The 25,092-nt window shown below is 70.9% G+C and carries 22 protein-coding genes; 15 read left to right on the top strand and 7 right to left on the bottom strand.

Annotated elements, in window-relative coordinates; translation table 11 throughout:
• Positions 1 to 129 precede the first annotated feature (129 nt).
• On the top strand, positions 130 to 603 hold the full coding sequence (locus ASF76_RS07190; protein ID WP_055955097.1) for an S-ribosylhomocysteine lyase: 474 nt from the start codon (positions 130 to 132) through the stop codon (positions 601 to 603).
• 257 nt (positions 604 to 860) lie between these two features.
• On the opposite strand, the gene glgC is transcribed toward ASF76_RS07190, so the two are convergent.
• Positions 861 to 2,105: a glucose-1-phosphate adenylyltransferase gene (glgC, locus tag ASF76_RS07185; protein WP_055955094.1), complete on the bottom strand. Its 1,245-nt coding sequence runs from the start codon at positions 2,103 to 2,105 to the stop codon at positions 861 to 863.
• Between the two features lie 76 nt (positions 2,106 to 2,181).
• Here glgC and glgA point away from each other — a divergent pair, with 76 nt between their 5' ends.
• The 4 genes from glgA to ASF76_RS07165 all read left to right on the top strand — a co-directional run bounded on the left by glgA (position 2,182) and on the right by ASF76_RS07165 (position 5,358).
• A complete protein-coding gene (gene glgA, locus ASF76_RS07180; RefSeq protein WP_055955091.1) occupies positions 2,182 to 3,372 on the top strand; it encodes a glycogen synthase in 1,191 nt (396 codons plus the stop codon).
• Positions 3,373 to 3,482: 110 nt separating this feature from the next.
• The gene (locus ASF76_RS07175) at positions 3,483 to 4,265 is read left to right on the top strand and encodes an ABC transporter ATP-binding protein (protein ID WP_055955085.1); all 783 of its coding nucleotides are present in this window, start codon (positions 3,483 to 3,485) and stop codon (positions 4,263 to 4,265) included.
• A 205-nt stretch (positions 4,266 to 4,470) separates the two neighbouring features.
• On the top strand, positions 4,471 to 4,722 hold the full coding sequence (locus ASF76_RS07170; protein ID WP_055955082.1) for a type B 50S ribosomal protein L31: 252 nt from the start codon (positions 4,471 to 4,473) through the stop codon (positions 4,720 to 4,722).
• Positions 4,723 to 4,968: 246 nt separating this feature from the next.
• Positions 4,969 to 5,358 carry an MmcQ/YjbR family DNA-binding protein gene (locus tag ASF76_RS07165; protein WP_235561250.1) on the top strand — a complete coding sequence of 130 codons (390 nt, stop codon included), beginning with the start codon at positions 4,969 to 4,971 and terminating at the stop codon, positions 5,356 to 5,358.
• A 177-nt stretch (positions 5,359 to 5,535) separates the two neighbouring features.
• Here ASF76_RS07165 and ASF76_RS07160 read toward each other — a convergent pair whose 3' ends face one another.
• The 3 genes from ASF76_RS07160 to ASF76_RS07150 form a co-directional block, all read right to left on the bottom strand.
• Complete coding sequence (locus ASF76_RS07160) at positions 5,536 to 7,095, bottom strand: HNH endonuclease signature motif containing protein (protein ID WP_055955079.1); 1,560 nt, start codon at positions 7,093 to 7,095, stop codon at positions 5,536 to 5,538.
• Positions 7,096 to 7,227: 132 nt separating this feature from the next.
• On the bottom strand, positions 7,228 to 9,606 hold the full coding sequence (locus ASF76_RS07155) for a M1 family aminopeptidase (RefSeq protein WP_055955076.1): 2,379 nt from the start codon (positions 9,604 to 9,606) through the stop codon (positions 7,228 to 7,230).
• A 175-nt stretch (positions 9,607 to 9,781) separates the two neighbouring features.
• On the bottom strand, positions 9,782 to 10,516 hold the full coding sequence (locus ASF76_RS07150) for an exonuclease domain-containing protein (protein WP_055955445.1): 735 nt from the start codon (positions 10,514 to 10,516) through the stop codon (positions 9,782 to 9,784).
• A 246-nt stretch (positions 10,517 to 10,762) separates the two neighbouring features.
• Here ASF76_RS07150 and ASF76_RS07145 point away from each other — a divergent pair, with 246 nt between their 5' ends.
• Positions 10,763 to 11,635: an alpha/beta fold hydrolase gene (locus ASF76_RS07145; RefSeq protein ID WP_055955073.1), complete on the top strand. Its 873-nt coding sequence runs from the start codon at positions 10,763 to 10,765 to the stop codon at positions 11,633 to 11,635.
• A 123-nt stretch (positions 11,636 to 11,758) separates the two neighbouring features.
• Here the strand turns inward: ASF76_RS07145 and ASF76_RS07140 are convergent, their stop codons facing one another.
• Positions 11,759 to 12,319 carry a CGNR zinc finger domain-containing protein gene (locus tag ASF76_RS07140; RefSeq protein WP_055955069.1) on the bottom strand — a complete coding sequence of 187 codons (561 nt, stop codon included), beginning with the start codon at positions 12,317 to 12,319 and terminating at the stop codon, positions 11,759 to 11,761.
• A gap of 72 nt (positions 12,320 to 12,391) precedes the next feature.
• Here ASF76_RS07140 and ASF76_RS07135 point away from each other — a divergent pair, with 72 nt between their 5' ends.
• Entirely contained in the window at positions 12,392 to 13,384 is a 993-nt protein-coding gene (locus ASF76_RS07135; RefSeq protein ID WP_055955065.1) for an EamA family transporter, read from the top strand.
• 14 nt (positions 13,385 to 13,398) lie between these two features.
• Here the strand turns inward: ASF76_RS07135 and ASF76_RS07130 are convergent, their stop codons facing one another.
• Positions 13,399 to 13,872, bottom strand: a complete 474-nt coding sequence (locus tag ASF76_RS07130) for an Lrp/AsnC family transcriptional regulator (protein ID WP_055955062.1) — start codon at positions 13,870 to 13,872, stop codon at positions 13,399 to 13,401.
• 176 nt (positions 13,873 to 14,048) lie between these two features.
• On the opposite strand from ASF76_RS07130, the gene pdhA reads away from it, so the two are divergent.
• The 3 genes from pdhA to ASF76_RS07115 are packed head-to-tail and all read left to right on the top strand — an operon-like array spanning position 14,049 to position 17,676.
• Positions 14,049 to 15,197 (top strand): pyruvate dehydrogenase (acetyl-transferring) E1 component subunit alpha, encoded by a 1,149-nt coding sequence (pdhA, locus tag ASF76_RS07125; RefSeq protein ID WP_055955059.1) that lies wholly within the window; start codon positions 14,049 to 14,051, stop codon positions 15,195 to 15,197.
• A complete protein-coding gene (locus tag ASF76_RS07120; RefSeq protein WP_055955057.1) occupies positions 15,194 to 16,222 on the top strand; it encodes an alpha-ketoacid dehydrogenase subunit beta in 1,029 nt (342 codons plus the stop codon). Before pdhA ends, ASF76_RS07120 begins: the two co-directional genes overlap by 4 nt.
• Positions 16,219 to 17,676, top strand: a complete 1,458-nt coding sequence (locus ASF76_RS07115; RefSeq protein ID WP_055955054.1) for a dihydrolipoamide acetyltransferase family protein — start codon at positions 16,219 to 16,221, stop codon at positions 17,674 to 17,676. Before ASF76_RS07120 ends, ASF76_RS07115 begins: the two co-directional genes overlap by 4 nt.
• A 267-nt stretch (positions 17,677 to 17,943) precedes the next feature.
• On the opposite strand, the gene ASF76_RS17435 is transcribed toward ASF76_RS07115, so the two are convergent.
• Complete coding sequence (locus ASF76_RS17435; RefSeq protein WP_055955443.1) at positions 17,944 to 18,744, bottom strand: TetR/AcrR family transcriptional regulator; 801 nt, start codon at positions 18,742 to 18,744, stop codon at positions 17,944 to 17,946.
• Between the two features lie 157 nt (positions 18,745 to 18,901).
• Between ASF76_RS17435 and ASF76_RS07105 the strand changes: the two genes are divergently transcribed.
• The 5 genes from ASF76_RS07105 to ASF76_RS07085 are packed head-to-tail and all read left to right on the top strand — an operon-like array spanning position 18,902 to position 25,074.
• Positions 18,902 to 20,530 carry a carboxyl transferase domain-containing protein gene (locus ASF76_RS07105; protein ID WP_082484903.1) on the top strand — a complete coding sequence of 543 codons (1,629 nt, stop codon included), beginning with the start codon at positions 18,902 to 18,904 and terminating at the stop codon, positions 20,528 to 20,530.
• Positions 20,531 to 20,535: 5 nt separating this feature from the next.
• The gene (locus ASF76_RS07100; RefSeq protein ID WP_082484902.1) at positions 20,536 to 22,611 is read left to right on the top strand and encodes an acetyl/propionyl/methylcrotonyl-CoA carboxylase subunit alpha; all 2,076 of its coding nucleotides are present in this window, start codon (positions 20,536 to 20,538) and stop codon (positions 22,609 to 22,611) included.
• On the top strand, positions 22,608 to 23,783 hold the full coding sequence (locus ASF76_RS07095) for an acyl-CoA dehydrogenase family protein (protein WP_082484901.1): 1,176 nt from the start codon (positions 22,608 to 22,610) through the stop codon (positions 23,781 to 23,783). Before ASF76_RS07100 ends, ASF76_RS07095 begins: the two co-directional genes overlap by 4 nt.
• Positions 23,780 to 24,247 (top strand): MaoC family dehydratase, encoded by a 468-nt coding sequence (locus ASF76_RS07090; RefSeq protein ID WP_055955052.1) that lies wholly within the window; start codon positions 23,780 to 23,782, stop codon positions 24,245 to 24,247. Before ASF76_RS07095 ends, ASF76_RS07090 begins: the two co-directional genes overlap by 4 nt.
• Positions 24,244 to 25,074, top strand: a complete 831-nt coding sequence (locus ASF76_RS07085; RefSeq protein ID WP_055955049.1) for an HpcH/HpaI aldolase/citrate lyase family protein — start codon at positions 24,244 to 24,246, stop codon at positions 25,072 to 25,074. The genes ASF76_RS07090 and ASF76_RS07085 overlap by 4 nt, the downstream gene beginning before the upstream one ends.
• Positions 25,075 to 25,092 lie beyond the last annotated feature (18 nt).

Genomic DNA, 25,092 nt, shown 5'->3' with positions numbered 1-25,092 from the left:
CCGGACGCCGGACAGGCCCGGACGGCGTCACAGTGACTTCCGGGTCGTTCCGTGTCGCACACCGACGTCGATGTCGGCGGGCGCGCGTAGGCTCTTCCGGTACCCCAGACCTCCGAGAAGGGACCCCCCATGGCTGACGTCGAGAGCTTCACCCTGGACCACACCGCCGTGCTGGCACCGTACGTGCGCCTGATCGGCTCCGAGTCGGGACCGCGCGGCGACGTCATCTCGAACTTCGATCTGCGTCTCGTGCAGCCGAACGAGGGCGAGATCCCCACCGCGGGGCTGCACACCATCGAGCACCTGCTCGCGAGCCTCGTACGCGACCGCATCGACGGACTCATCGACATCTCGCCGTTCGGATGCCGCACCGGCTTCCACGTGATCATGTGGGGCGAGCCCGATGTGGCATCCCTTGTCGACGCGATCTCCGACTCGCTGCGCACGATCGCCGAAGACGTGCAGTGGGACGACGTACCCGGCACCGACGCGTACAGCTGTGGCAACTACCGCGACCACAGCCTGCACAGTGCCCGCGAGTGGTCGAAGGCCGTGCTCGAGAAGGGCATCAGCCGCGACGCGTTCGCGCGCGTGGGTGTCTGAACCGGCGCGACGCGAAGGCGGTGATCAGCCGTGACGCGTTCGCGCGTGTGGGTGTCTGACCAGTCGTGAGGCGTTGCGCGCGTGAGTGCCTGAGCAGCCGTGACGCGTTCGCGCGTGTGGGTGTTTGAGCAGCCGTGATGCGTTCCCGCGTGTGGGTGCCTGAGCGCCACCGGATCAGGATGCCGAAGGGGCGGTGACCACCGCGGTCACCGCCCCTTCGGCATCCGGAATCCTCGGCATCCGGGATCCGGCTCAGCTCACGCGTGGACGTGAACGTCCTTGCCGACGACGGTGATGCCCGTCTCGGTGACCGTGAAGCCGCGGGCGAGGTCGCGGTCGCGGTCGACACCGATGGTCGCGCCGGGCTCGAGCACGACGTTCTTGTCGAGGATCGCACGGTGGATGCGCGCTCCCGCGCCGACCTGCACGCTGTCGAAGAGCACCGAGTCGGTGATCGTCGAGCCACCGCCGGCGAGGGCCCACGGTCCGACGACGCTGCGCTCGAGGTGCGTGCCCGACAGAACCGAACCGAGCGAGACGATCGAGTCGATCGCGTTGCCGATGCGTCCGACCGAGTCGCGCACGAATTTCGCCGGCGGGGCGTTGAACGTCTGCGAGTAGATCGGCCAGTCCGTGTTGTACAGGTTGAAGATCGGGAGGGTGGAGATCAGATCCATGTGGGCGTCGTAGAACGACTCGATCGTGCCCACGTCGCGCCAGTAGGAGCGGTCACGCGGCGTGGAGCCCGGAACGTCGTTGCGCTGGAAGTCGTAGACGGCCGCCTCGCCGCGATTGACGAAGTAGGGCACGATGTCGCCGCCCATGTCGTGCGCCGAGGTCGGCAGCTCGCCGTCGTGGGTCACGGCTTCGACCAGTGCGTCGGCGTCGAAGATGTAGTTGCCCATCGAGGCGAGCACTTCGTGGGGGGCGTCGGCGAGCCCGGTCGGGTTCTGCGGCTTCTCGAGGAACTCGCGGATCTTCGTCGGGTCGGTCGGATCGGTGTCGATGACGCCGAACTGATTCGCGAGTCCGATGGGCTGACGGATGCCGGCGATGGTGGCGCGCGCATCGGAGGCGATGTGCGCATCGAGCATCTGATTGAAGTCCATGCGGTAGACGTGGTCGGCACCGATGACGGCGACGATGTCGGGCTTCTCATCGCGGATGAGGTTCATCGACTGGAGGATCGCATCGGCCGACCCGGAGAACCACCGCTTGCCGAGGCGCTGCTGCGCGGGCACGGACGCGACGTAGGCGCCCAGCATCGGCGACATGCGCCACGTCTGCGAGATGTGGCGGTCGAGGCTGTGCGACTTGTACTGCGTCAGCACGACCAGCTGTCTGAGGCCCGAGTTGATCAAGTTCGAGATCGCGAAGTCGATCAGGCGGTACTGGCCGCCGAACGGGACGGCGGGTTTCGCGCGATCGGCCGTAAGGGGCATGAGTCGCTTTCCCTCGCCGCCGGCGAGGATGATTCCGAAGACCTTCGGCGCTGCAGGCATGGCACCACACTAGGGGTCGCGGGGGGATGCAGGTATACGTGTACGGCGCGCCGCGCGCTGTACTACGGTTCGTCTCATGCGCGTCGACATCGTGACCAAGGAGTACCCGCCGGAGATCTACGGGGGAGCCGGGGTCCACGCCACGGAACTGGTGAAGGCGTTGCGTTCCGAGGGCACCGAGGTGCAGGTTCGCGCCTTCGGCGCTCCGCGCGACGAAGCCGACACGACCGCCTATGGCGTGCCGGCCGAGCTGGCCTCAGCGAACGGCGCGATCCAGACCCTCGGCACCGACCTCGAGATCGTCTCCGACGTCGCGGGCGCCGACGTGGTGCACTCGCACACCTGGTACGCGAACTTCGCCGGCCACCTGGCATCCCTTCTCCACGGCATCCCGCACGTCGTCACCGCCCACAGCCTCGAACCGCTGCGGCCCTGGAAGGCCGAGCAACTCGGCGGTGGGTACGCGGTGTCGAGCTACATCGAGAAGACCGCCTACGAGGGCGCCGCCGCCGTCGTCGCGGTGAGCTCGGGCATGCGCGACGACATCCTGCGCAGCTACCCGTCGCTGGATCCCGCCAAGGTGCGCGTCATCTACAACGGCATCGACACCGAGTCGTGGCATCCGGTGTCGGATGACGACTTCCTCGCGTCGGTCGGCATCGATCCGTCGCGTCCCTCGGTCGTCTTCGTCGGGCGCATCACGCGCCAGAAGGGTCTGCCGTACCTGCTGCGCGCCGCCGAGCGCCTGCCGAAGGATGTGCAGCTGATCCTGTGCGCGGGTGCGCCTGACACCCCCCAGATCATGGCCGAGGTGCAGGAGCTGGTGCGCGGGCTGCAGGCGACGCGTGACGGCGTCGTCTGGATCGACCGGTTGCTGCCGCGCAGCGAGCTGTGCGCGATCCTGACCTCCGCGACGACGTTCGTGTGCCCGTCGGTGTACGAGCCGCTGGGCATCGTGAACCTCGAGGCGATGGCGTGCGGTGCGGCGGTCGTGGGGACCGCGACCGGTGGCATCCCCGAGGTCGTCGTCGACGGCGTCACCGGCCGACTCGTGCCCATCGAGCAGGTGCAGGACGGTACGGGAACGCCCGTGGATCCCGAGCGCTTCGTCTCCGACCTGGCCCGCGTGCTCACCGAGGTCGTGACGGATGCCGACACGGCTCGCGCCTACGGGCAGGCGGGTCGTCAGCGGGCCATCGACGACTTCAGCTGGGCGGCGATCGCCGAGACCACCGCGGCGCTGTACGCGGAGGTCGCGGGGAGGTAGCCGGGTGGCGCTCGGAGCTCCGCGCGCCGAGGGCGGATCGGGCGCGATCGGCTGTCCCCAGCCGCCGCGTCTCGCCCGGGGCGGGGGTCGCGCGCGGCTAGGCTAGCCGCATGCCGCAGGTGCTGGAGTTCTCCGATGTCGTCGTCCGCCGCAACGGTCGGGACATCGTGTCCCACCTCGACTGGACGGTCGCGGACGACGAACGCTGGGTCGTCCTCGGACCGAACGGCGCCGGTAAGACCACCGTCCTGCAGCTCGCCGACACCCTGCTGCACCCCACGTCCGGTGCGGTGACGATCCTCGGCGAGCGGCTCGGACGAACCGACGTGTTCGAACTGCGTCCGCGGATCGGGTTCGCCTCGTCGGCGATGGCCCGTCGCGTGCCGCCGGAGGAGACGGTTCTCGACGTCGTCCTGACCGCGGCCTTCTCGGTCGTCGGGCGTTGGCGTGAGGCTTACGACGACATCGACGAGCGACGCGCGCTGCGGGTGCTCGCCGAGTGGAAGCTCGACCACCTCGCCGACCGCACGTTCGGCACGCTGAGCGATGGCGAGCAGAAGCGCGTGCAGATCGCTCGCGCCGTCATGACCGACCCCGAGCTGCTGTTGCTCGACGAGCCCACGGCGAGCCTCGATCTCGGCGCCCGCGAGGAGCTTCTAGGTCTGCTGTCCGGGTACGCCCAGGCGCCGACGACGCCCGCGATGGTCATGGTCACCCACCACGTCGAGGAGATCCCCGTCGGGTTCACGCACGTGCTGCTGCTGCGTGACGGCGAGGTCGTGGCATCCGGTCCCCTCGGTGAGGCCCTGACCGCAGAGAACCTGACGGCGACTTTCGGCCTGGAGATCGCGCTCACCCACGAGGGTGGGCGTTACGCCGCGCGGGCGGTGTGAGGCGGGGAGTCCGGTTCAGGGGTCTGGTCTCGGCTGATGTGCGGCGGGCCCGAGTGCCACACGTCGGGGTGTCGGCATCGTGGTTCGATGCCCGGCTGGCCGTCGCTCGGACCCCGGCCTGGTAGACTCTCCTGTTGGTGCCTCCGGCGCCGCAGACTTTGACGTCCTGGCAGAATCCAGGACACCACTTCTCAAAGGACCTCCCATGAAGACTGACACCCACCCCACGTACAAGGCCGTCGTGTTCCGCGACCTCGGCTCGGGCGACACGTTCCTCACCCGTTCGACCGTCTCCAGCGACAAGACGATCGAGCTCGACGGCGTGGAGTACCCCGTCATCGACGTGGAAATCTCGTCGGCCTCGCACCCCTTCTACACGGGCAAGCAGCGCATCATGGACTCGGCCGGTCGTGTCGAGAAGTTCAACCAGCGCTTCAAGAACTTCGGCGGTCGTTGAATTTCAGCGGATTCGCTACGAGAGCCCCTCGTCCTTCGGGACGGGGGGTTTCTTCGTTTCCCCGCGAGGAGTTGTCGGGGTGGGGCGGTCTCGCAGCAGGAGCGTCTATCAGGAACCGACGGAGCATCGAAGGACCGCTGTGACGTTTCTCTGCGAGTGCCGCGCAACCCGACCCGCTGCGTGCGTTGACGGCTCGGCTCGCTGACGGGTCTGGTTCGATGTCGCTGTCGGTGGCAGCATGAGCGGGTGGCGCATCCCCGCATGTTCGACGATGACGATGAGGCCCTGACCTGGGTCCGTGCCGTGTGTCTTGCGTACCCCGAGGCTTCCGAACGGATCAGTCACGGTCGGCCGAACTTCTTCGTCCGACGTTCGTTCTGCTACTTCGGCGGAAGCGAGCGCATAGACGGGTCGTGGGTGGCTCACGATCATGCCGTGCTGGTCAAGCCTGACCCGAACGACGCTCCCGCGTACCGCGAGGACCCGCGGTGCTTCATCCCCGCCTACCTCGGCCCGAAGGGATGGATCGGCGTCGAGCTCGACGCGGTCGACCCCGACGAAGCGGCTGAGTTGATCGACGCCTCGTATCGCGCGACGGCTCCGGCCCGTTTGGTGCGGTCACTCGACGAAGGGTGAACGGAAGCGGGGGAGGAACAGCGCGAAAGGGAGGCAGAGACGGGGGAGTCGTGCGGAACCGCGGACTCGACTGAGCCGCGGCCGGAGCCTCCCGGCGCGCCACATACGGGGCAACAGTCCGGCGCGTGAGACGTCAAACAAGAGGCGTGCGACGAAGCGAGACGCGTGCGAGCGGCGTCAGAACGGGGGCGGATCGGTGTCGTACCGGACGCCGAGCGGCGAGGTCCAGCTCAGGGCGCCCGAGCCGGGATCGCGAGCGGGGGTCCATCGCGTTTCGTGACGGAGTCGATGGTGATGTCGGCACTTCGGGTCGAGGTTGTCGTCGTCGGTGGTGCCGCCGTCGGCCCACGCGGTCCGGTGATCGATGTCGCAGTCTCGTGCGGCGCGGCCGCAACCGGGAAAGACGCAGGTGGGCGAGGTGACGCCGAGCCAGCGACGAAGGGCGACCGGTACGCGATAGGTCTTGCGGTCGAGCACGAGCGGGGCGCCGGTGACGGGGTGCGTGAGGAGCCGGATCCATGACGTCGCCTTGCCCGCGAGTCGCTTGGCGGTGTCGAGGTCGATCGGTCCGTATCCCTCGAGGGTCGCCGGCCCGACGTCGTGGCCGAGGAGCGTCAGCGCCGGGATCGTGACGACGACGGCCGCCGGGGGAGCGCCGCGGAAGGTTCGCAGAGTCGAGGTTGTATTCGGGGTCGGCGCTTCAGCGGCCGTTGCCTCGTTGGCTGTGCTGCGACCCCCGGCCGAAACCGGCCCGTCGTCGCTCGTCATCGTGACGAGGTCGGCGAAGGCGTCCGCCCGCAGCTGCATCAGCGTGCGATCCTCGTCGGCGCACGCGCGGAGGTGACGCGCCGCCTGATCGAGCCGGGACATGACCGCTTTCGCGCGATCGGCAGGCAGGAGCGCGTGAATCGTGGCCATACCGTCGAGTTCCGGCGTCAGCCACACTCCACGGTCGCCGGCGACGCGACGGTGCCGCGACTCGAGTGACTCGGCGTGAACACGCTCGCGCACCGCCCGCGCGGCGACGGCGAACTTCGCGGGCGGAAGGATGAGCGCCTGGGTGCACGCTCCGTCGTCGAAGCGGAGGAAGGCACCCGTATCGCCCGCGGGGAGGGTCGCCGCCAGGCGCGCTGCGTCGACGGCATGCTTCTCGGAGATGCGACCGTGGCTGAACGCTGACCAGAGCTGCGGGCAGCCGCCGACGAGTGTGCGTGCGTGCGCGGCGCGCGTACGCACGGTCTGCTCCGACAGATGCAGCCGCACGGCGATCTCCGCAACGGCGGCCCGTTCCGCCAGGTCGACGCGGTCGCGCTGGACGGCTCGGGGCGTGCGGCCGCGGGCGTCGTGCCAGGCGGGGTCGAGAGTGGGGTCGGGTCCGACCCAGGGTGCGGGATCGACCGCGGCGTCGTCGAGGATCGAGAGGATCAGCCGGTATTCCTCGGCCGTGGCCCGCTGGCGCTCGCTGACGACGGACTCGAGATGGCCGAGTCGCGCGTCGAGGTCGGATGCCGAGTGCCCGGTGCCGTCACTCCGATCGAGCAGGCTCTCGATCTCGAACAACTCGCCCACATCTGCGGGTTGAGGCTGGATACCGGTCCACCACTCGACGTCGCCGCTCTCGCGAAGTGCTGCCCACTCGGCATCCGGATCGAGCTCGTCATGCGTCGGCCAGGGCGCTCCATCGCACGCCCGGAACACCGGCGTCGGCCGGTCTGCGGGACGTGCGGTTCGGGTCATGGCTGAACGGTATCGGGGACCTCCGACATCGGGTCCGGGAGGCGGGGCGTCTCGTCACGCACGCACCCTCCCCGCGACGAAACGCCCCCGCCCCGGCAATCGAGGAGGCGAGGGCGTTTCGTCACCTGCGAATCAGAACGTGTCGGGTCCGCGCGCGACCCGGCGGCGTCGCAGCGTCACCACCGACAGAGCGGCACCCGCAACCAGCGCCCCGGTCGCCCACAGGATCGCCGCGATCGGCGCCTCCGTTCCGGTCATGCCGAGCTGCCCGCCGACGGGAACGGGCGCCGCCGTCGACGCAGTCGGCGAGGGAGCGCCCGGGAGGGGAGCCGCCGCGACGACCGGCCCGACGGGGGCGCTCGTGCGCGTCTGGTCGAGGTACCCCGCACGCGATCCGGTCACGGTGGCCGTCACCGTGCGCCCCTCGGCGGCGGGCGCGATCACGAAGGTCGAGGCCGTGGCATCCGGAACCGCGGTCCCATCGATCGCCCACGAGTACGCGAACTCCGTGCCCGCGGTCCACCCGGGGGTCGTCGCCGAGAGCGTGGAGCCTACCGCGGTGTCGCCGGTGATCACGGGAGCCTCCGCATCCACCGCGTACTGCTGTACGGCGAGGCTGCTCGCGCACGAGGCGCACGTGCCTCCGAGGCTCGCGGTGGCTTGCGCGGTCAGCGTGCCGCCCGAGGCGTCGTCGTCGACCTCGACCTCGAACGACGCCGTGGCGGTCAGACCCGGGTCGGTCGCGGGGATGGTCCACACCAGCTCGTCGCCGGTCAGGCTCGTTCCGGCGGGCAGCGTCGCGGCATCGATCGAGGCGCGATTCAGGACGCCCGAGAGATCGAGCGACGCGGTCGAGGAAGCGAGCGGAACGAGTCCGGTGTTCTCGGCGCTGAGGGTGTAGCTCAGCGAGGCTCCGCGCTCGAGAGGCGCCGTCGCGACGGTGGTCAGGGACAGCTCGAACTGGTCGGGCCACGCCGGCTTGTCGGCATCCAGGATCCAGTCCTGGTAGAACGCCTTCAGGTCGCGACCCGAGACGTTCTCGGAGAGGGCCAGCAGGTCGGCGCCGGTCCTGCTCGTGCCCGCGAAGTCCGTCTGCCACTGCTTCACGACCGAGAAGAACGCGTCATCGCCGATCGCGACCCGGAGGGCCGCCCAGAACTGCGCCGAGCGGGTGTACGTCTGGAAGTCGTAGAGGCTGGCCGAGTCGGTCTGCGCCCCGGGGGCGATACCCCAGCGTTCGTCCGACGCCGGTGTGCCGTTCCACGAGTCGAACCACACCTCGCGCGTCGCTGTGCCCTGGCCGAACCCGTCGCTGCCGTCGGAGAACGTCTCGGCCCATGTGGCCATGCCCTCCGCGATCCAGATGTCGGTCCACGTCGTGGGGGAGACGTTGTTGCCGTACCACTGGTGCGCGAGCTCGTGGACGAGGGTGCTGAAATCGATCGAGGAGGGGAAGAACGACCGATCCTGCGTCTCGAGGGCGTAGTTGATGCCGCGGGGGACGCTGTCGACCACGACACCGGCGCTCTGACCGGGATAGGGGCCGTAGATCGTCTCGAGGTTGCGGATGACCGGTCCGAGTTGGTCGACCGCCGCGGTCACGGTCGCCTTGTTCGCGGCGGGGAGGGCGGAGTCCGCGAAAGACCAGGCAGGGATGGTCCGTCCGTCGCGGAGGGCGACCGTCGACTCGATGACGTCGTAGCGTCCGATCGAGATGATGACCAGTTCGGATGCCATCTGCTTCGTCTGCTGCCACTGCCAGGTCGTGCGGGTGCCGTCGCTCGACGGGGTCCGGGAGAGGAGCTCGCCGTTGCTGACCGCGGCCGCCGGGGCCGCTCCCGCCCCTGTCACGTCGGCGAGGGTCGTGGGCACGTCGAGGGAGATCGAGTACGTCGCCTTGTCTGCCGGGGTGTTGTTGTGAGGGAAACCGGTCATGTTGCCGATGGGTTGACCGAGCATCGTCGCACCGTCGGTGGTGGCGTTCCACCCCTCGTACGACCCGTCCGCGTCGACGTGCGCCACGGGGACGCCGTGGTAGGCGACCGACACCGAGAACTGCCCGTTGATGGGACTGGCCGGCGTGACGATGAGCTTGTGTCGGATGGCTCCCGCGTCGACGTCGCGCTGCCACGCGGCGGGGGCTCCGTTCACGGTGACGGCGTCGACCACGAGCCCCTCGAAGTCGAGCGAGAGGCTCCGCAGGGGAGCTGCGGCGCGGGCCGTCATCGTCGAGGTCGCGACGAGGCTGCCCGCCATGACCTGGCCGGTCTGCACGGCATCCGGGGTCCACGCGAGGTCGATGTCGTAGTCGAGGGCGTCGTAGCCGCCGTTGCCGACGTTCGGGAACATCGTGTCTCCCGCCGTGCGCGCGCCGTCGACGGCGTCGTCGGCCTGCGCGGGTGTCACGGCGGAGGAGACGAGTCCCGCCGCGAGCAGGGCCGCGCCGACGGCGAGGAGAGAGCGGCGGAGTGCGAGGCCGCGCGGGAGCGTCGCTGTCGGTTCGTGGCGCATGTGTTCTGTCGTCCGTTCAGGAGATCCGGCAGCGTCGCTCGGGAGGTCGGCGCCGAGGCGGTTGTCGCCACCGTAGGCGCCTCACGTTTCGTGAGGGTGTCGGACGAGGACGGGATCTGTCACAGAGGATGCAGAGAGGAGGGATGCCGACGCTCGGGGCATCGACGGGTCGACGTCAGCGGATCGGCCACGCCCCGTCGATCGCGGGAGCCGTGGCATCCAGCCGGCCGATCTCGACGAAGTACTCGGTGAGGCTCGCAGCCTGCGCGCGGGCCCAGGCGATCTGGCGGGTGTGGAGTTCGTCGAGGGTGGCGGGCAGCCAGGGGCCGAATCTCTCGGCCAGCGCCAGGGCGAGACGGCCCGCCGCGACGGCGTCGGCGCAGGCCTCGTGAGCCGATTCGAGGGGAACGGCGTAGTGCTCGGCGACGACGGACAGCGTGCGCTTGCCCCGCCGGTAGCGGTCGAACGTCTTGTCGACGACGAGAGGGTCGATGACCGGCGAGGGCGCGGCGATCGGGGCGACGCCGTGACGCAGGGCCTCGTTCTTCAGCAGCGAGAAGTCGAACGGCGCGTTGTAGGCCACGACCGGGATGCCCGCGGCGAACAGGGCCTCGAGGGCGTCGACGACCTCGGCGACCACGCGCGGCGCGGAGGCACCCTCGGCCCGTGCCCGCTCGGTCGTGATGCCGTGGATCGCGGCAGCGCCGTCGGGGATCACGACGCCGGGGTCGGCCAGCCAGTCGCGCGCATCGACGACGTTGCCGTCGGCATCGAGGACGCCGACGTGCGCGGTGACGATCCGGTCGTTCCGGACGTCGATCCCGGTGGTCTCGAGATCGAACACGCCGATGAGGCGCGCCCACTCGGGCGTCTGGAAGAGGGGGAGCGGCTCGGCCTGCCACGTGGTCATGGGGTCACCGTAGAACGAGGGTCCGACATCGCCGTCCAGGCGCGCAGACCGTGGACGGATGCCGGGAGGGCGGAGCACGGGGGAGGAGGGGTCGATGCCTCACGGTGCGGTCGGAGCGCGGGAACGCTGCGTCCGGCGCGCCGAGGCGCGGGCGGCCGGGGGCTCGGCGGCGCGGTGAGGGGCTGCCGAAGGGCACCCGGGCGCGCGCACAGGCCCATGTCGGACGCCCCTTCTAGACTCGACCCCATGCCGAACCCGTACGCCGACCTCCTCGCCGCGATCCCCGTCGAGCGTCGCGAGATCCCGGTGCTCGGGGGGACCACCGCCTACTGGGTGTACGGCGACGACGATGTCGAGACGACGATCGTCGCGGTTCACGGATTCCGCGGCGAGCATCACGGACTCGACCCGGTCGTCGCGCATCTCCGTGGCATCCGGGTCATCTCGCCCGACCTGCCGGGCTTCGGCGAGACGTTGCCCCTCGCGGGCCGTGCGCACGACCTCCACACGTACGCCGAGTGGCTGCGCTCGTTCGTGGAGGCGGTGTGTCCGGGTGCCGTCGTGCTCGGCCACTCCTTCGGATCGATCGTGTCGGCGGCGGCCGTGGCCGGCGGGTTGTCGACGCCGAAGCTGATCCTGGTCAACCCCATCGGCGCGCCGGCTCTCGAGGGGCCGCGCGGCATCCTGACCCGACTCGCGGTGTTCTACTACCTGGCCGGAGCGAAGCTGCCGCGACCGCTCGGCGAAGCGCTGCTGCGGAACGCTCTCATCGTCCGGGTGATGAGTAACGCGATGGCCAAGACCCGCGACCCCGACCTGCGCCGCTTCGTGCACGAACAGCACGACGAGTACTTCTCCCGCTTCGCCGACCGCGACGTGCTGCATGAGGCGTTCGTGACGAGCGTGTCGCACGACGTGCGGGAGTTCGCGCCACGCATCACGCAGCCGACGCTGCTCATCGCCGCCGAGAAAGACGACATCACCCCCATCGAGGCGGAGCGTCACCTCGCCACCCTCTTCGCCGACGCCGAGCTGGTCGAGATCCCCGGGGTGGGGCATCTGATCCACTACGAGACGCCGGAGGCCGCGGCATCCGCGATCCGGGGGTTCGTGGGCTGAGATGGGGTGCACCGGGGCCCCCAAAGGTCGCAGGATCCGCCAATAGAGGGTTCGTGCGCTGAGGGGGGTGCACCGGAGCGCTCGGGCGTCCCGTGCGTCGGTGCATCCGGGCCAGTCCGAGCGTCAGGCCGGCGCTTCCGCCTTGCGCTTGCGGTACGCGTTGACGTTCATGCGGTTGCCGCAGTTGCCGCCGTCGCAGTATCGCTTCGAGCCGTTCTTCGAGAAGTCGACGTAGACGCCGTGGCAGTCATCGGCGTCGCAGACGCGCACCCGGGCGTACTCGTCCGCGCGGATGACGTCGACGAACGCCAGCGCTGACTCGACCAGGATGCGTGTCGCCAGCGGATCGGCGGGATCGCTCGCGTGGATGTGCCAGTCGATACCGTCGTGCCGCACGAGCTGGGGGAGCGCTCGCCCGTCGGCGAGCATGGCGTTGACCAGCGGTACGGCGCCGTCGCGATCGGCGCTCCACAGCTCCAGCAGACGAGGGCGGATGCCGCGCACGGCGGCGAGCTCGCGCGCGTCGCGGGTGCGGGAGCCGGTGTAGCCGTGCCGTTCGGTGAACGCCTCGAGATCGGCGACCTCGGCCAGCGTGTCGACCCCGCTCGCATCGGTCTGCGGCAGCGTGTTCACCAGTTCGACGGCGGCGCGCAGCACCAGTTCGGTGTCACGAATGAAGACCATGTTGACTCCTGACAGGTGGGGGCCGTACTGTCACGAGTGTAAACGCTCTTCACTCCTGACAGCAGGCTTCGCATGACCACGTCGTCCCTCACCCTCCCTCGCGCCACCCGCCACGGCTCCGGAGCCGTCACCGGACTGCTCATCGCCGTCTCCTCGGCGCTGGCGTTCTCGTCCAGCGGGCCGTTCGTCAAGCCGCTGCTCGACGGCGGCTGGTCGCTCGGCACCGTCCTGCTCGTGCGCATGGGCGTCGCCGCCCTGCTGCTCTCGCCCGCGCTGGTCCTGGCCATCCGTCGGCAGCCGGGGTTCCTGCGCCGCCACGGCCTGCTGATCCTCGCGTTCGGCCTGACCGCCGTAGCCGGATGCCAACTGTTCTACTTCGCGGCCATGCAGCGGATGCCGGTGGCCGTGGCCCTGCTGATCCAGTACATCGCGCCGGTGCTGCTCGTGCTCGCCGTGTGGGTGCGCACGCGCCGCGCCCCCTCGAGAGCCGTGCTGATCGGCTCGGTCGTCGCCATGGCCGGGCTGGTGCTCGTCGTCGACATCAGCGGTGCACGCTTCGACCTGCTGGGCACCGTCTTCGCCCTCTGCGCCGCGGTGTGCGCGGCCGCCTACTTCGTCATCGCCGGACGCGCCGGCGATGACCTGCCGCCGCTCGCCCTCGCCGCCGGCGGTCTGCTCACCGGGACACTGGTCATGGCGCTGCTCGTGGGCAGCGGCATCCTGCCCTTCGCCGCCCCCTCGATCACGGTGTCGCTCGCGGGGTTCGAGGTTCCCGGCATCCTGCCCCTGCTGTGGGTGGGTGCGGTGGCGACCACTCTCGGCTATGCGCTCGGGGTGATCGCGGTGCCGCTCATCGGCTCGCGGCTGGCGTCGTTCGTGGGCCTCAGCGAGGTGCTCTTCGCCCTGGGCTTCGCCTGGCTGCTGCTCGGGGAGGCTCCCGCGCCGATCCAGTTCGTGGGCGGGGCGCTGGTCCTCGTCGGAGTCGTGCTGGTGAAGATGGATGCCGGGAGCCCGGCGGAGCAGAAGACCGAGACCGCGAGCATCGCGGTGGTACCGGCCCCGTAAAAGACGGGTGCTCGCTAGACGTCGTCGCGGGCGAGCTCCATCAGCGGACCGACGCGGTAGCCGATCACCTCGCCCATCACGAGCGACGTCTCGGTGCGTTCGACGCCCTCGATCGCGAGGATCCGCGCGTCGGTGTCGAACAGGTGCTGCGTGTCGCGGCAGGCGACCCGGACGAGCAGGTCGACCTGGCCGCTCAGGCCGTGCGCCTGCAGCACCTCGGGCACCTTCGCGAGGTGTTCGCGGATCGTCGGCAGCTCGGCCTGGCGCACCGTCACCTGCAGGAACGCCTCGATGGGGAACCCGAGCGCCTCGGCCGACAACGTGCGCTCGAAAGACAGGAACACGCCCCCGCGCTCGAGGCGGCTCATGCGCGCCTGGACGGTGTTGCGCGAGAGTCCGAGCTTCTCGGCGAGCGCGACGACGGTGGCGCGCGGATCAGCGGACAGGGCGCGGAGGAGGTCGAGGTCGACCGCGTCGAGCTTGCTCATGCTGCGAAACATTAGCAGTGCCGAGGCCGAGCGCAATGGGCACTGTGCTCAATATGACGACGAGGTCTTGAGCGGGCTGCATTCCGCGCGTACCGTCGCGCCTGTCGGCACCGCTGCCGGCACCCGGACCGCCGCGGCTCTCACGAGGAGCCCCGGTCGCACCTGGAGGGAAGACGATGACGTACACCCATACCACGCCGGATCACGGAGCCGCCGACCGCGGAGTCCCCGAGCACATCAGCGACGTGGACGACGTCGCCCGCGTTCTCGAGCCCGACGGCACACGTGTCGCCGACCCCGAGCTCGACCCCTGGATCGCCGACCTCTCCCCGCACGAGCTGCGCGCCCTCCACCGCGACATGGTCCTCACCCGCCGCCTGGATGCCGAGGGCGTCGCCCTGCAGCGTCAGGGGCAGCTCGCACTCTGGGCGCCGTGCCGCGGCCAGGAGGCCACGCAGGTCGGAACGGCCCACGCGCTCGCCCCCGGCGACTTCGTCTTCCCCAGCTACCGCGAACACGGCGTCCTGCTCGGCCGCGGCGCGCAGCCCGCCGACTACGTGCTCGCCTGGCGCGGCGAAGAGCACTCCGCCTATGACCACACCGTGTTCAACGCCGCCCCGCCCCAGATCATCATCGGAGCGCAGTCCCTGCATGCGACCGGCTGGGCGATGGGCGCGCAGCGCGACGGTTCGACCGATGTCGCCGTCGCGTACTTCGGGGACGGAGCCACCAGCCAGGGTGACGTGAACGAGGCGATGGTCTTCGCGTCATCCTTCCGAGCCCCCGTCGTCTTCGTGTGCACCAACAACCAGTGGGCGATCTCGGAGCCCGTCACCGTGCAGTCGACCTTCCCCCTCGCGGGCCGGGCGCCGGGTTTCGGCATCCCGAGCATGCGCGTCGACGGTAACGATGCCCTCGCCTGCGTCGCCGCGATGCGCTGGGCGCTCGACCGCGCCCGCCGCGGTGAGGGACCCTCCTTCATCGAGGCGGTGACCTACCGCATGGGACCGCACACCACCAGCGACGACCCCACCCGTTACCGCGACGCCGCCGAGGTCGAGGCCTGGAGTCGCCGCGACCCCATCGCGCGGCTCGAGGCGTACCTCTGCGCCCAAGGCGTGCTCGACGACTCCGGACTCGCCGAGGTCGCCCGCGCCGCCGACGCTCTCGCCATCGAGGTGCGCGCGGCCTGCATCGGCGCCACCACGCGCGCGCCGGAGACCCTGTTCGACCACGTGTACGCGGAGCCGCACGGTCCGCTGGAGAGGCAGAAGGCGGAGTACGTCGCCTACCTCGCCGGGTTCGATCAGGACGGCACGCGATGACCTCTCTGACGCTGGGTGGAGCGATCGGCGCCGGGCTCGCCCGCGCGATGGAGGACGACGATCGCGTGCTCGTGATGGGCGAAGACATCGGCAAACTCGGCGGTGTCTTCCGCGTCACCGACGGCCTGCAGCGGCGTTTCGGCGCTCAGCGCGTCATCGACACCCCGCTCGCCGAAGCGGGCATCGTCGGCACGGCCGTGGGGCTCGCCCTCCGCGGCTACCGGCCCGTCGTCGAGATCCAATTCGACGGCTTCGTCTACCCCGCGTTCGACCAGATCGTGTGCCAGGTGGCGAAGCTGCATTACCGCAGCAGCGGTCGCATCCGGATGCCGCTCGTCATCCGCATCCCGTGGGCGGGAGGCGTGGGCGCTGCCGAGCACCACTCCGAGTCGCCCGAGGCGTATTTCGTGCACACGGCCGGACTGCGCGTCGTCGCCCCCTCGAATCCGCAGGACGCGCACGTCATGCTGCGCCAAGCCGTGGCATCCGATGACCCCGTCATCTTCTTCGAGCCCAAGCGGCTCTACCACGCGAAGGGCGAGGTCGATGTGGACACCGACCTCGCCGACGCCCCGCCGATGCACCTCGCGCGCGTCGCCCGCGAGGGGAGCGACGCCACCGTCGTCACCTACGGCGCCCAGGTGCGAACGGCCCTGGATGCCGCGGTCGCCGCGGAAGACGAAGGACTCTCGCTCGAGGTCATCGACCTGCGATCGCTCTCGCCCCTCGACATGAACACCGTCGCGGCATCCGTCCGCAAGACCGGACGGGTCGTCGTCACCCACGAAGCCGCGCGCGAGGCGGGAATGGGGGCGGAGCTGGTCGCGAGCATCACCGAGCAGTGCTTCGAGTATTTGGAGGCACCGCCCGCTCGGGTGACCGGGCACGACATCCCGTATCCGCCGTCGAAACTCGAGAAGCACCACGTGCCGGATCTGGATCGGATCCTGCACGCGGTGGACCGGGTGCTCGAGCGAGGCGCCGCGGCACCGACCGTCGCAACGACGGAGGGAGGGGTCCGATGATCGCCGAGTTCCTGCTCCCCGACCTCGGCGAAGGGCTGCCCGAGGCCGAGATCGTGCACTGGCTCGTCTCGGAGGGCGACGAGGTCACCCTCAACCAGACCATCGCCGAGGTCGAGACGGCCAAGGCCATCGTCGAGATCCCCTCGCCGTACGCCGGCACCGTTCAGGGACTGCACGCGGCGGCCGGTGACGTGGTCGCGGTCGGCTCACCTCTCGTGTCGTTCGCGGTGGAGGGGGCGGATGTCGGGAGCCCGGCGCCCGCCTCTCGCCTCGATTCGGCGCAGCGCAGCGCCGCTGCCGCCCAGGGGAGCGCGGTCGAAGCTGTCGCCGAGGAGCCGGGGGACACCGCCGCCGACGACATCGCCGCCCGCGCGACTCCGAACCTCGTCGGGTACGGGGCGGCGCCGTCGTCGGGAAACCGCCCGCGTCGGCGAGCGCGTGGTTCGACGACCTCGACCATCGACAGTGATCACGCGGTGCGCGAGGCGGCTCCCCACGATGTGCTGCGCACCGGCCCGATCGAGCTGCCGCGCGAACGTCCGCGCTCCACGCCGCCGGTGCGCAAGTACGCGAAAGATCACGGAATCGATCTCGTGCTCGTCGCCGCGGTTCACCCCGGTGAAGCGGTGACGCGCGCGCGCGTCGAGGAGTACGCGTCGCGGCAGCCCGCGGCACCTGCCCCCGTGACGACCATGCCGTCGCCCGACGCGCACCTCGCGAACGAACCCGTGTCGACGGTCCCCCCGGCCGATCACCGCGTCACCCGCACCCCCATCCGCGGGGTGCGCAAGCACACGGCGGCCGCGATGGTGCGAAGCGCCTTCACCGCGCCGCACGCGACGACGTTCCTCACGCTGGACGTGACCGCGACGACCGAGCTGCTGGCATCCTTGAAGCACGATCGGGCCCTCGACGGACACCGGATCGGCGTGCTCGCGATCGTTGCGAAGGCGGTGTGCCTCGCGCTCGGTCGCACGCCCGCTCTCAACGCCCGCTGGGACGAGACCGCCGGCGAGATCGTCGAGCACCACTACGTGAGCTTGGGCATCGCCGCCGCGACCGACCGCGGTCTCGTCGTGCCCGTGATCCCGGATGCCGACCGACTCCCGCTCGTCGACCTCGCCGACGCGATCGCCGAGCTCGCCGCCACCGCCCGCGCCGGCCGCACCGCACCCGCCGCGATGACCGGAGGGACGTTCTCGATCACCAACGTCGGGGTCTTCGGAGTGGATGCCGGGACCCCCATCCTTAACCCGGGCGAGGCCGGGATCCTCGCCATCGGCGCCGTGCGCCGCACGCCGTGGGAGCACCACGGCGAGATCGCCCTCCGCGACGTCCTCACCCTCAGCCTCTCGTTCGACCACCGGTTGGTGGACGGCGCCGAGGCGGCGCGCTTCCTCACCGACGTGGCCGGGGTGCTGCGCGAACCCGGGAGGGCCATGCTGTTGCGCTGAACGACCTCGCGCCGCGCGCGAGAGTGACCGAGTGTCGGGGGAGTGTCGCCCTCGGCACCTTGAAGACCGCGGAATGCCGGATGCTCCGGGTACCCGGACGCACGTGGGGGTGCGCCCGGGTTCTCGGGCGGGTGGGGTGCGCCCGGGTTCTCGGGCGGGCATGGGGGGCCGGTTCCTCGGGCGTGCGCGCAGGGTGGGGCCGGGTCTCGGGTTCGGACGCACGCGGGGTGGCTTCGCGTGGCGGGCGGGGCCGGGCCGGTGCGGGGGTCAGGCCGACAAGGCGGCGAGGGCCATGCGTGTCAGCGTGGGGCGAACTCGGGCATCGGGGACACCGCGGACGCTGTGAGGTGTGGAGTTGATGAGCCCGAAGCACGCGAGCGCCCGCACTCGTCGCTCGGCCGGGGACTCGGCATCCGGGAACTCGCGCGCGAGGGCCTCGGTCCATACGTCGACGTAGGCGTTCTGCAGGTGGCGCACGGTGCGGCGGTCGTCGGGGGAGAGACGGTCGAGGTCGCGGTCCTGAACCCGGATGACGGGGGCCTCGGCGAGCGCGAACGCGACGTGGAACTCGACGAGGGCGTGGAGGGGAACGGATGCCGGGTGCGTACGCCCGCGGAGGGATTCGTCGACACGCCGGTCCGCGGGCCGCCGGGACGGCGTGTCGACGCCGGCATCCGCCGTTACGGTCGCGGTGGGAGTGTCGGCGCCGGTGGCCGCGGCGGCGCCTGCGCCCCGGATGGAGGGGGCAGTGTCTGCCGTCGTGCCGGTGCCCTGGGCGGCGTCGGTGGCCGCGCGGCCGCCGGCGAGCAGGCGTTCACTGACGTCGACGAGGATCGCGCCGAGGAGGGCCTGCTTTCCGGCGACGTGGCGGTACACCGCGGGGCCGCTCACCCCCACGGCGGCACCGATGTCTTCGAGCGTGACGCCGTCGAAGCCGCGCTCGGCGAACAGGCGCGCGGCGGCCGCGAGAAGGGCGGTGCGGCGCTCGGCCTTCGCACGATCGCGGGAAGTGCCGGGGGCGCTCGCCGGAGCGGGTAAGACGGCGTGCGTCGCGGCCGGACGTGACATCTCGGTGTCTGCGCCGGTGCGTCGGATGGTCGCGGCCGGGGGCTCGTCGCGTGCTCTTGTCATCGGCATCCTGTCGGGTTAGCCTGTGATCTCAGTTAGCCAACATTAACTGAATTGGACGGGCTCGTCGACGATGCGGGCCCGAGACGGAGCCGCCATGAGCACAGCACCGGTCATCGCAACACCTCCGGCCGCCGACACCCCCGACGTCTCCCGGCGCGCCGACGACACGCGGCCGACGCAACGGAGCCTCGCCCAGGCCCTCCGCGAGACCCTCGCCCGCACCGCCCGCGGCGGCTCGGACGTTGCGCGCGAACGCCACACGGCCCGCGGTAAGCTCCTGGCCCGCGACCGCATCGACCGTCTGGTCGACGAGGGCAGCCCCTTCCTCGAGGTCGCTCCGCTGGCCGCCCACGGCCTGTACGACGGCGGTGCCCCCGCCGCGGGCGTCGTCGCCGGCATCGGACTCGTGCACGGGCGACACGTGATGGTCGTCGCCAACGACGCGACGGTGAAGGGCGGGGCGTATTTCCCCCTCACGGTGAAGAAGCACCTGCGCGCGCAGGAGATCGCGCTCGAGAACCGCCTGCCCTGCATCTACCTCGTCGACTCGGGTGGGGCGTTCCTGCCCCTCCAGGACGAGGTGTTCCCCGACCGCGACCACTTCGGCCGCATCTTCCGCAACCAGGCGCAACTGTCGGCCGCGGGCGTGCCGCAGATCGCCGCGGTCATGGGCTCGTGCACGGCCGGCGGTGCCTACGTCCCCGCGATGAGCGATGAGAGCGTCATCGTCCGGAACCAGGGGACGGTGTTCCTGGGCGGCCCGCCGCTGGTGAAGGCCGCGATCGGCGAAGACGTCACGGCCGAACAGCTCGGCGGCGGCGACCTGCACGCCCGCCGATCGGGCGTCGTCGACCACCTCGCCGACGACGACGAGCACGCGCTCGAGATCGTGCGCGACATCGTCGCCACCCTGCCCCCGACCCCCGCACCGGTGTGGGAGGTGCGCACCGCCCACGCCCCGGTACGACCGCCGGAGGACCTCTACGACATCGTTCCGGTCGACGTCACCCAGCCCGTCGACATGCGGGCCGTCATCGACACCCTCGTCGACGCAGGCTCCCTGCACGAGTTCAAGGCGCTGTACGGCGAGTCCGTCATCACGACCTTCGCACGCCTGCACGGTCACCCCGTGGGCGTCATCGCCAACGACGGCGTGCTCTTCAGCGAATCGGCGCTCAAGGCCGCGCACTTCATCGAGCTCGCCGACCAGCGCGGCATCCCCCTGCTGTTCCTGCAGAACATCACCGGATTCATGGTCGGACGGGACGCCGAGGCCGGCGGCATCGCGAAAGACGGCGCCAAGATGGTCACCGCGGTCGCCACCACCCGCGTCCCCAAGCTCACCGTCCTCGTCGGAGGCTCCTACGGCGCCGGCAACTACGCGATGTGCGGGCGGGCCTACGACCCCCGGTTCCTGTGGACCTGGCCCGCGAGCCGCATCTCGGTCATGGGCGGCGCGCAGGCGGCATCCGTGCTGTCCACCGTGCAGCGCGATCAGCGTGCCGCGCGCGGACAGGAATGGACGGATGCCGACGACCGGGCGTTCCAGCAGCCCATCCGCGCCCGGTACGACGAGCAGGGCGACCCCTACTACGCCACCGCGCGGCTCTGGGACGACGGCGTGATCGACCCCGTCGACACTCGCACGATGCTCGGGCTCGCACTCGAAGTCGTCAGCCGGGTGCCCCTGGCCGACCGGGGCTTCGGCCTCTTCCGGATGTGATCCCGATGACAGATGTGCACGGCTCACGCGCTCCCCGTCCCTTCGACTGCGTCCTCGTCGCCAACCGCGGCGAGATCGCGCGCCGGGTGTTCCGCACCCTGCGCCGGCTCGGCATCCGCTCGGTCGCGGTGTACACCGACGTGGATGCCGAGGCTCCCCACGTGCGCGAGGCCGACCACGCCGTGCGCGTGCCGTCATACCTCGACGTCGACGCCGTCGTCGCCGCCGCGGCGTCGTCCGGTGCCGATGCCGTGCACCCGGGATACGGGTTCCTCAGCGAGAACGCCCGTTTCGCGCGCGCGTGCGCCGAAGCCCGCGTGGTGTTCGTGGGGCCGGGCGTCGAAGCGCTCGAGGTCATGGGCGACAAGATCCGCGCGAAAGCACACGTCGCCGCCCACGACGTGCCGGTCGTGCCGGGGTTCTCGGCGAACGGTCTTTCCGATGCCCAGATCACCGCCGAGGCCGGGAGAGCGGGCTTCCCCCTGCTCGTGAAGCCCTCCGCCGGCGGCGGCGGCAAGGGGATGACGGTGGCCACCGGCCCCGACGACCTCGCCGACGCGCTCGCCACCGCCCGCCGCGTGGCCACGGCCGCGTTCGGCGACGACACCCTGCTGCTCGAACGGCTGCTGGAACGCCCGCGCCACATCGAGGTGCAGGTGCTCGCCGACGCGCACGGTACGACCCTCTCGCTCGGCGAACGCGAGTGCACGCTGCAACGGCGGCACCAGAAGGTGATCGAAGAGGCCCCCTCGTCGGTGGTGGATGCCGACACCCGCGCGCGCCTCGGTGCGGCCGCCGTCGCCGCCGCCCGCAGCGTCGGCTACCTCGGAGCGGGGACCGTGGAGTTCCTCGTCGCCGGCGACCGGCTCGACGAGCCCTTCTTCATCGAGATGAACACGCGCCTGCAGGTCGAGCACCCCGTCACCGAGCTCGTGACCGGCATCGACCTCGTGGAGCAGCAACTGCGGGTCGCCGCCGGGTACGCGCTCGACCTGCCGGAGGTCCGTCTCCACGGTCACGCAGTCGAAGCGCGGGTGTATGCCGAGACACCGTCCCGCGGATACCTCCCCGCGACCGGGACCGTCACACTGTGGCATCCGGGATCCGCCCGCATCGACAGCGCGGTCGAGACCGGCAGCGTCGTCAGCGCCCACTACGACCCGATGATCGCGAAGATCATCGCGCACGGCCCCGACCGGCCGACCGCGCTGGCCCGGCTCGATGCCGCGCTCGCCGAGACCGTCGTGCTCGGCGTCGACACCAACATCGCCGACCTGCGGGCCCTGCTCGCCGACCCCGCCGTGCGCGCGGGTGACCTCGACACCGGGCTCCTCGACCGGCGGGGAACGCCCGACGTGCCGCAGCCGACGGAGGGTGCGCTCGCGGCGGTGGCCGCGCGGGTGGTGTCGGGTCCGGATGCCGGGAGTGTGGGCGACGGCTCGGTCTGGGATCGCATCGGCGCCTGGCGAGCCGGGGGAGCGGTATGCCCTCGCTCGGTGGCGCTGGAAGACGATGCCGGACGAATCCACGCGGTCGCGCCGGCCGAGGTCGACGCTCGCGTGACGGGCGGTCCGGTCGAGTACTGGGTGCACGCAGCGGGCGGAGCGCATCGGCTGCGGGTGGTCTCGCGCCGGGACGCCGCTGCGCGTCGCCGAGCCGCCGCGGGCCGAGCGCCCGGAGCCGTCGACCCCGAGCTCGTCGCTCCTCTCCCCGGAACCGTCGTCGCGGTGCACATCGCCGACGGGGACGTCGTCGAGGCCGGTGCCCGGCTCGTCACGATCGAGGCCATGAAGATGGAGCACACCGTCATCGCACCGCACGCCGGCACGGTGCTGCTGCGCACGACGGCGGGCGCCCAGGTCGCCCGCGATGCGGTGGTGGCGACGGTGACGCCGGGAGCCGAGGTTCCTACGCCCGTCGATGGGCCTGGGGCCCCCGGTGCCCCGGCGCCGGGGACTCCGACAGGCTCAGCCACCGGCGCTGTTGCAGCCACCGGAGCTCGCGCGCGACCCGGACCGCACGATCCCGCCGACATCCCGGCATCCGCCCTCATCCCTTCCCACAAGGAGACCCTCCCGTGAGCATCGACACCCAGCAGTCCTTCACCGACGACGAGCGAGAACTCAGCGCGATGGTGCGCGAGTTCGCCGACGAGGTGATCGCGCCCCGCTCCTACGAGGCCGACCGCGCGCACGAGCTACCGCTGGACATCGTCGCGCAGATGGGTGAGCTCGGCCTGTTCGGCCTGCCCTTTCCCGAGGAGGTCGGCGGGCAGGGCGGCGAATACGCCAGCCTCTGCGTCGCGATCGAGGGTATCGCCCGCGTCGACCAGTCGCTCGCCATCACCCTCGAAGCAGGAGTGGGCCTCGGCGCCATGCCGATCTACCGGTACGGCACCGAGGCGCAGAAGGCCGAATACCTCCCCGACCTCGTGGCCGGTCGCGCGCTCGCCGGGTTCGGGCTCACCGAAGCGGAGGCCGGCAGCGACGCCGGGGCCACGCGCACCACGGCGCGGCTCGACGGCGACGAATGGCTGATCGACGGGTCGAAGCAATTCATCACCAACTCCGGCACCGCCATCACGCGCTTCGTGACCGTCACGGCCGTCACCGGCCGCACCGGCGCCCGCCCCGAGATCTCGACGATCATCGTGCCCAACGGCACGCCCGGATTCACCGTCGGCCCCGCCTACGACAAAGTCGGCTGGAACGCCAGCGACACCCACCCGCTCACCTTCGACGGTGTGCGCGTCCCCGCGTCGAACCTGCTGGGCGAACAGGGTCACGGCCTCAAGAACTTCCTCCGCACGCTCGACGAGGGTCGCGTGGCCATCGCCGCCCTCGCCACGGGCGCGGCCGAGGGCTGCCTCGAAGCGGCCGTCGACTACGCCCGCAGCCGCGTCGTGTTCGGCGAGCGGCTGTCGACGCGTCAGAGCATGCAGTTCCTGCTCGCGCGCATGCATGCCCGCGTGCACACCGCGCGTCTCGCCTGGGTGCACGCCGCGCGCCTGTGCGACGCTGGCAAGCCGTTCTCGGTGGATGCCGCGGTGGCGAAGATGACCGCGAGCGACGCCGCGATGGCCAACGCACGTGATGCGACGCAGGTGTTCGGCGGAAACGGGTTCATCAACGAGTACCCCGTCGCGCGTCACTACCGCGACTCGAAGATCCTCGAGATCGGCGAGGGGACGACCGAGGTGCAGCTCATGGTGATCTCGCGTGCGCTGGGACTCACCGGTACCGTTGCCGCATGATCGAGCAGCGCGGCCTTTTCCTCGAGGAGTTCGTCGTCGGTGAGAAGTACGCGCACCGACCGGGGCGCACCGTCACCGACGCCGACAACGTGCTGTTCACCACCCTCACGATGAACACGCAGGCCCTGCATCTGGATGCCGCGTTCTCGGCGACCCAGCCGTTCGGCCGTCCGCTCGTGAACTCGATGTGGACGCTGTCCACGCTCATCGGCCTCTCCGTGGCGCAGCTGACGCAGGGAACGCTCGTCGCGCAACTGGGCCTCACCGATGTGAGTTTCCCCGCGCCGCTGTTCGTCGGCGACACACTCACGGCCGAGACCGAGGTGGTGTCGGTGCGGCCCTCGGCATCCCGCCCGGGGCAGGGGGTCGTCGTGCTCGCCCACACGGGCTGCTCGCAGAACGACGAGGTGGTCGTCACCGCCACGCGCACCGTGCTGGTGTGGGCGAAGGACGGCGCGGAGTGAGCGAGGCGTCCGACACGCGAACCCCGTTCGGTCTCGGGCCGGCCCTGTTGTTCGTTCCCGGGGACCGCCCGGAACGGCTGCCGAAGGCGCTGGAACGAGCGGATGCCGCCATCGTCGACCTCGAAGACGCCGTCGCTCCGCACGCCAAGACCGTTGCCCGCGAGGCGATGGTCAGAGCAGACCCCGACCCCGATCGCGTGATCGTGCGAGTGAACGGGCCCGAGACGCCCCACTTCCCGCGTGATGTCGCCGCCCTCGGGCAGACCCGCGTGCAGACGGTCATGGTCGCGAAGGCCGAAGACCCGGCATCCCTCGCTCCGCTCGCCGACTACGACGTGATCGCCCTGTGCGAGACCGCGCGCGGGGTCGCCGCCGCGGAGCAGCTCGCGGCGCTGCCGCAGGTCGTGGCGCTCATGTGGGGAGCCGAAGACCTCGTCGCCAGCCTCGGCGGCACCTCGAGCCGGTTCCCCGACGGCACCTACCGTGACGTCGCCCGCGTGGCCCGGGCCCGCGTGCTACTGGCGGCGGGAGCGTCCGGCAAGCGCGCGATCGACGCGGTGCACGTCGACATCGCCGATCTCGAGGGACTCGCATCGGAGGCTCGGGATGCCGCGGCCTCAGGGTTCGTGGCCACCGCGTGCATCCACCCGGGGCAGGTCGCGACGATCCGCGACGCGTATGTGCCGCCGCCCGCGGAGGTCGCGTGGGCGCGAGGCGTGCTCGAGGCCGCGGGGGGCGAGTTCGCCGCCTTCCGCTACGAAGGGCGGATGATCGACGAGCCGATGCTGCGTCACGCCCGGTTGCTGCTGCAGCGTGCGCGAGAGTAGCGGGCACGCGCACGCGGA

This window comes from Microbacterium sp. Leaf151 (assembly GCF_001424225.1).
Lineage (GTDB): Bacteria > Actinomycetota > Actinomycetes > Actinomycetales > Microbacteriaceae > Microbacterium.
The sequence above is the reverse complement of the archived record's forward strand: the minus strand, read 5'-3'. Positions and strand labels throughout refer to the sequence as shown.

Excerpts from the sequence above, each read along its gene's own strand:
- ASF76_RS07105 (WP_082484903.1), top strand. The coding sequence starts at position 18,902 with ATGAGCACAGCACCGGTCATCGCAACACCTCCGGCCGCCGACACCCCC.
- ASF76_RS07115 (WP_055955054.1), top strand. The coding sequence starts at position 16,219 with ATGATCGCCGAGTTCCTGCTCCCCGACCTCGGCGAAGGGCTGCCCGAG.
- ASF76_RS07135 (WP_055955065.1), top strand. The coding sequence starts at position 12,392 with ATGACCACGTCGTCCCTCACCCTCCCTCGCGCCACCCGCCACGGCTCC.
- ASF76_RS07170 (WP_055955082.1), top strand. The coding sequence starts at position 4,471 with ATGAAGACTGACACCCACCCCACGTACAAGGCCGTCGTGTTCCGCGAC.
- ASF76_RS17435 (WP_055955443.1), bottom strand. The coding sequence starts at position 18,744 with ATGTCACGTCCGGCCGCGACGCACGCCGTCTTACCCGCTCCGGCGAGC.
- ASF76_RS07150 (WP_055955445.1), bottom strand. The coding sequence starts at position 10,516 with ATGACCACGTGGCAGGCCGAGCCGCTCCCCCTCTTCCAGACGCCCGAG.
- ASF76_RS07100 (WP_082484902.1), top strand. The coding sequence starts at position 20,536 with ATGACAGATGTGCACGGCTCACGCGCTCCCCGTCCCTTCGACTGCGTC.
- ASF76_RS07120 (WP_055955057.1), top strand. The coding sequence starts at position 15,194 with ATGACCTCTCTGACGCTGGGTGGAGCGATCGGCGCCGGGCTCGCCCGC.
- ASF76_RS07190 (WP_055955097.1), top strand. The coding sequence starts at position 130 with ATGGCTGACGTCGAGAGCTTCACCCTGGACCACACCGCCGTGCTGGCA.
- ASF76_RS07160 (WP_055955079.1), bottom strand. The coding sequence starts at position 7,095 with ATGACCCGAACCGCACGTCCCGCAGACCGGCCGACGCCGGTGTTCCGG.
- ASF76_RS07140 (WP_055955069.1), bottom strand. The coding sequence starts at position 12,319 with ATGGTCTTCATTCGTGACACCGAACTGGTGCTGCGCGCCGCCGTCGAA.
- ASF76_RS07145 (WP_055955073.1), top strand. The coding sequence starts at position 10,763 with ATGCCGAACCCGTACGCCGACCTCCTCGCCGCGATCCCCGTCGAGCGT.
- ASF76_RS07130 (WP_055955062.1), bottom strand. The coding sequence starts at position 13,872 with ATGAGCAAGCTCGACGCGGTCGACCTCGACCTCCTCCGCGCCCTGTCC.
- ASF76_RS07155 (WP_055955076.1), bottom strand. The coding sequence starts at position 9,606 with ATGCGCCACGAACCGACAGCGACGCTCCCGCGCGGCCTCGCACTCCGC.
- pdhA (WP_055955059.1), top strand. The coding sequence starts at position 14,049 with ATGACGTACACCCATACCACGCCGGATCACGGAGCCGCCGACCGCGGA.
- glgA (WP_055955091.1), top strand. The coding sequence starts at position 2,182 with ATGCGCGTCGACATCGTGACCAAGGAGTACCCGCCGGAGATCTACGGG.
- ASF76_RS07175 (WP_055955085.1), top strand. The coding sequence starts at position 3,483 with ATGCCGCAGGTGCTGGAGTTCTCCGATGTCGTCGTCCGCCGCAACGGT.
- glgC (WP_055955094.1), bottom strand. The coding sequence starts at position 2,105 with ATGCCTGCAGCGCCGAAGGTCTTCGGAATCATCCTCGCCGGCGGCGAG.
- ASF76_RS07090 (WP_055955052.1), top strand. The coding sequence starts at position 23,780 with ATGATCGAGCAGCGCGGCCTTTTCCTCGAGGAGTTCGTCGTCGGTGAG.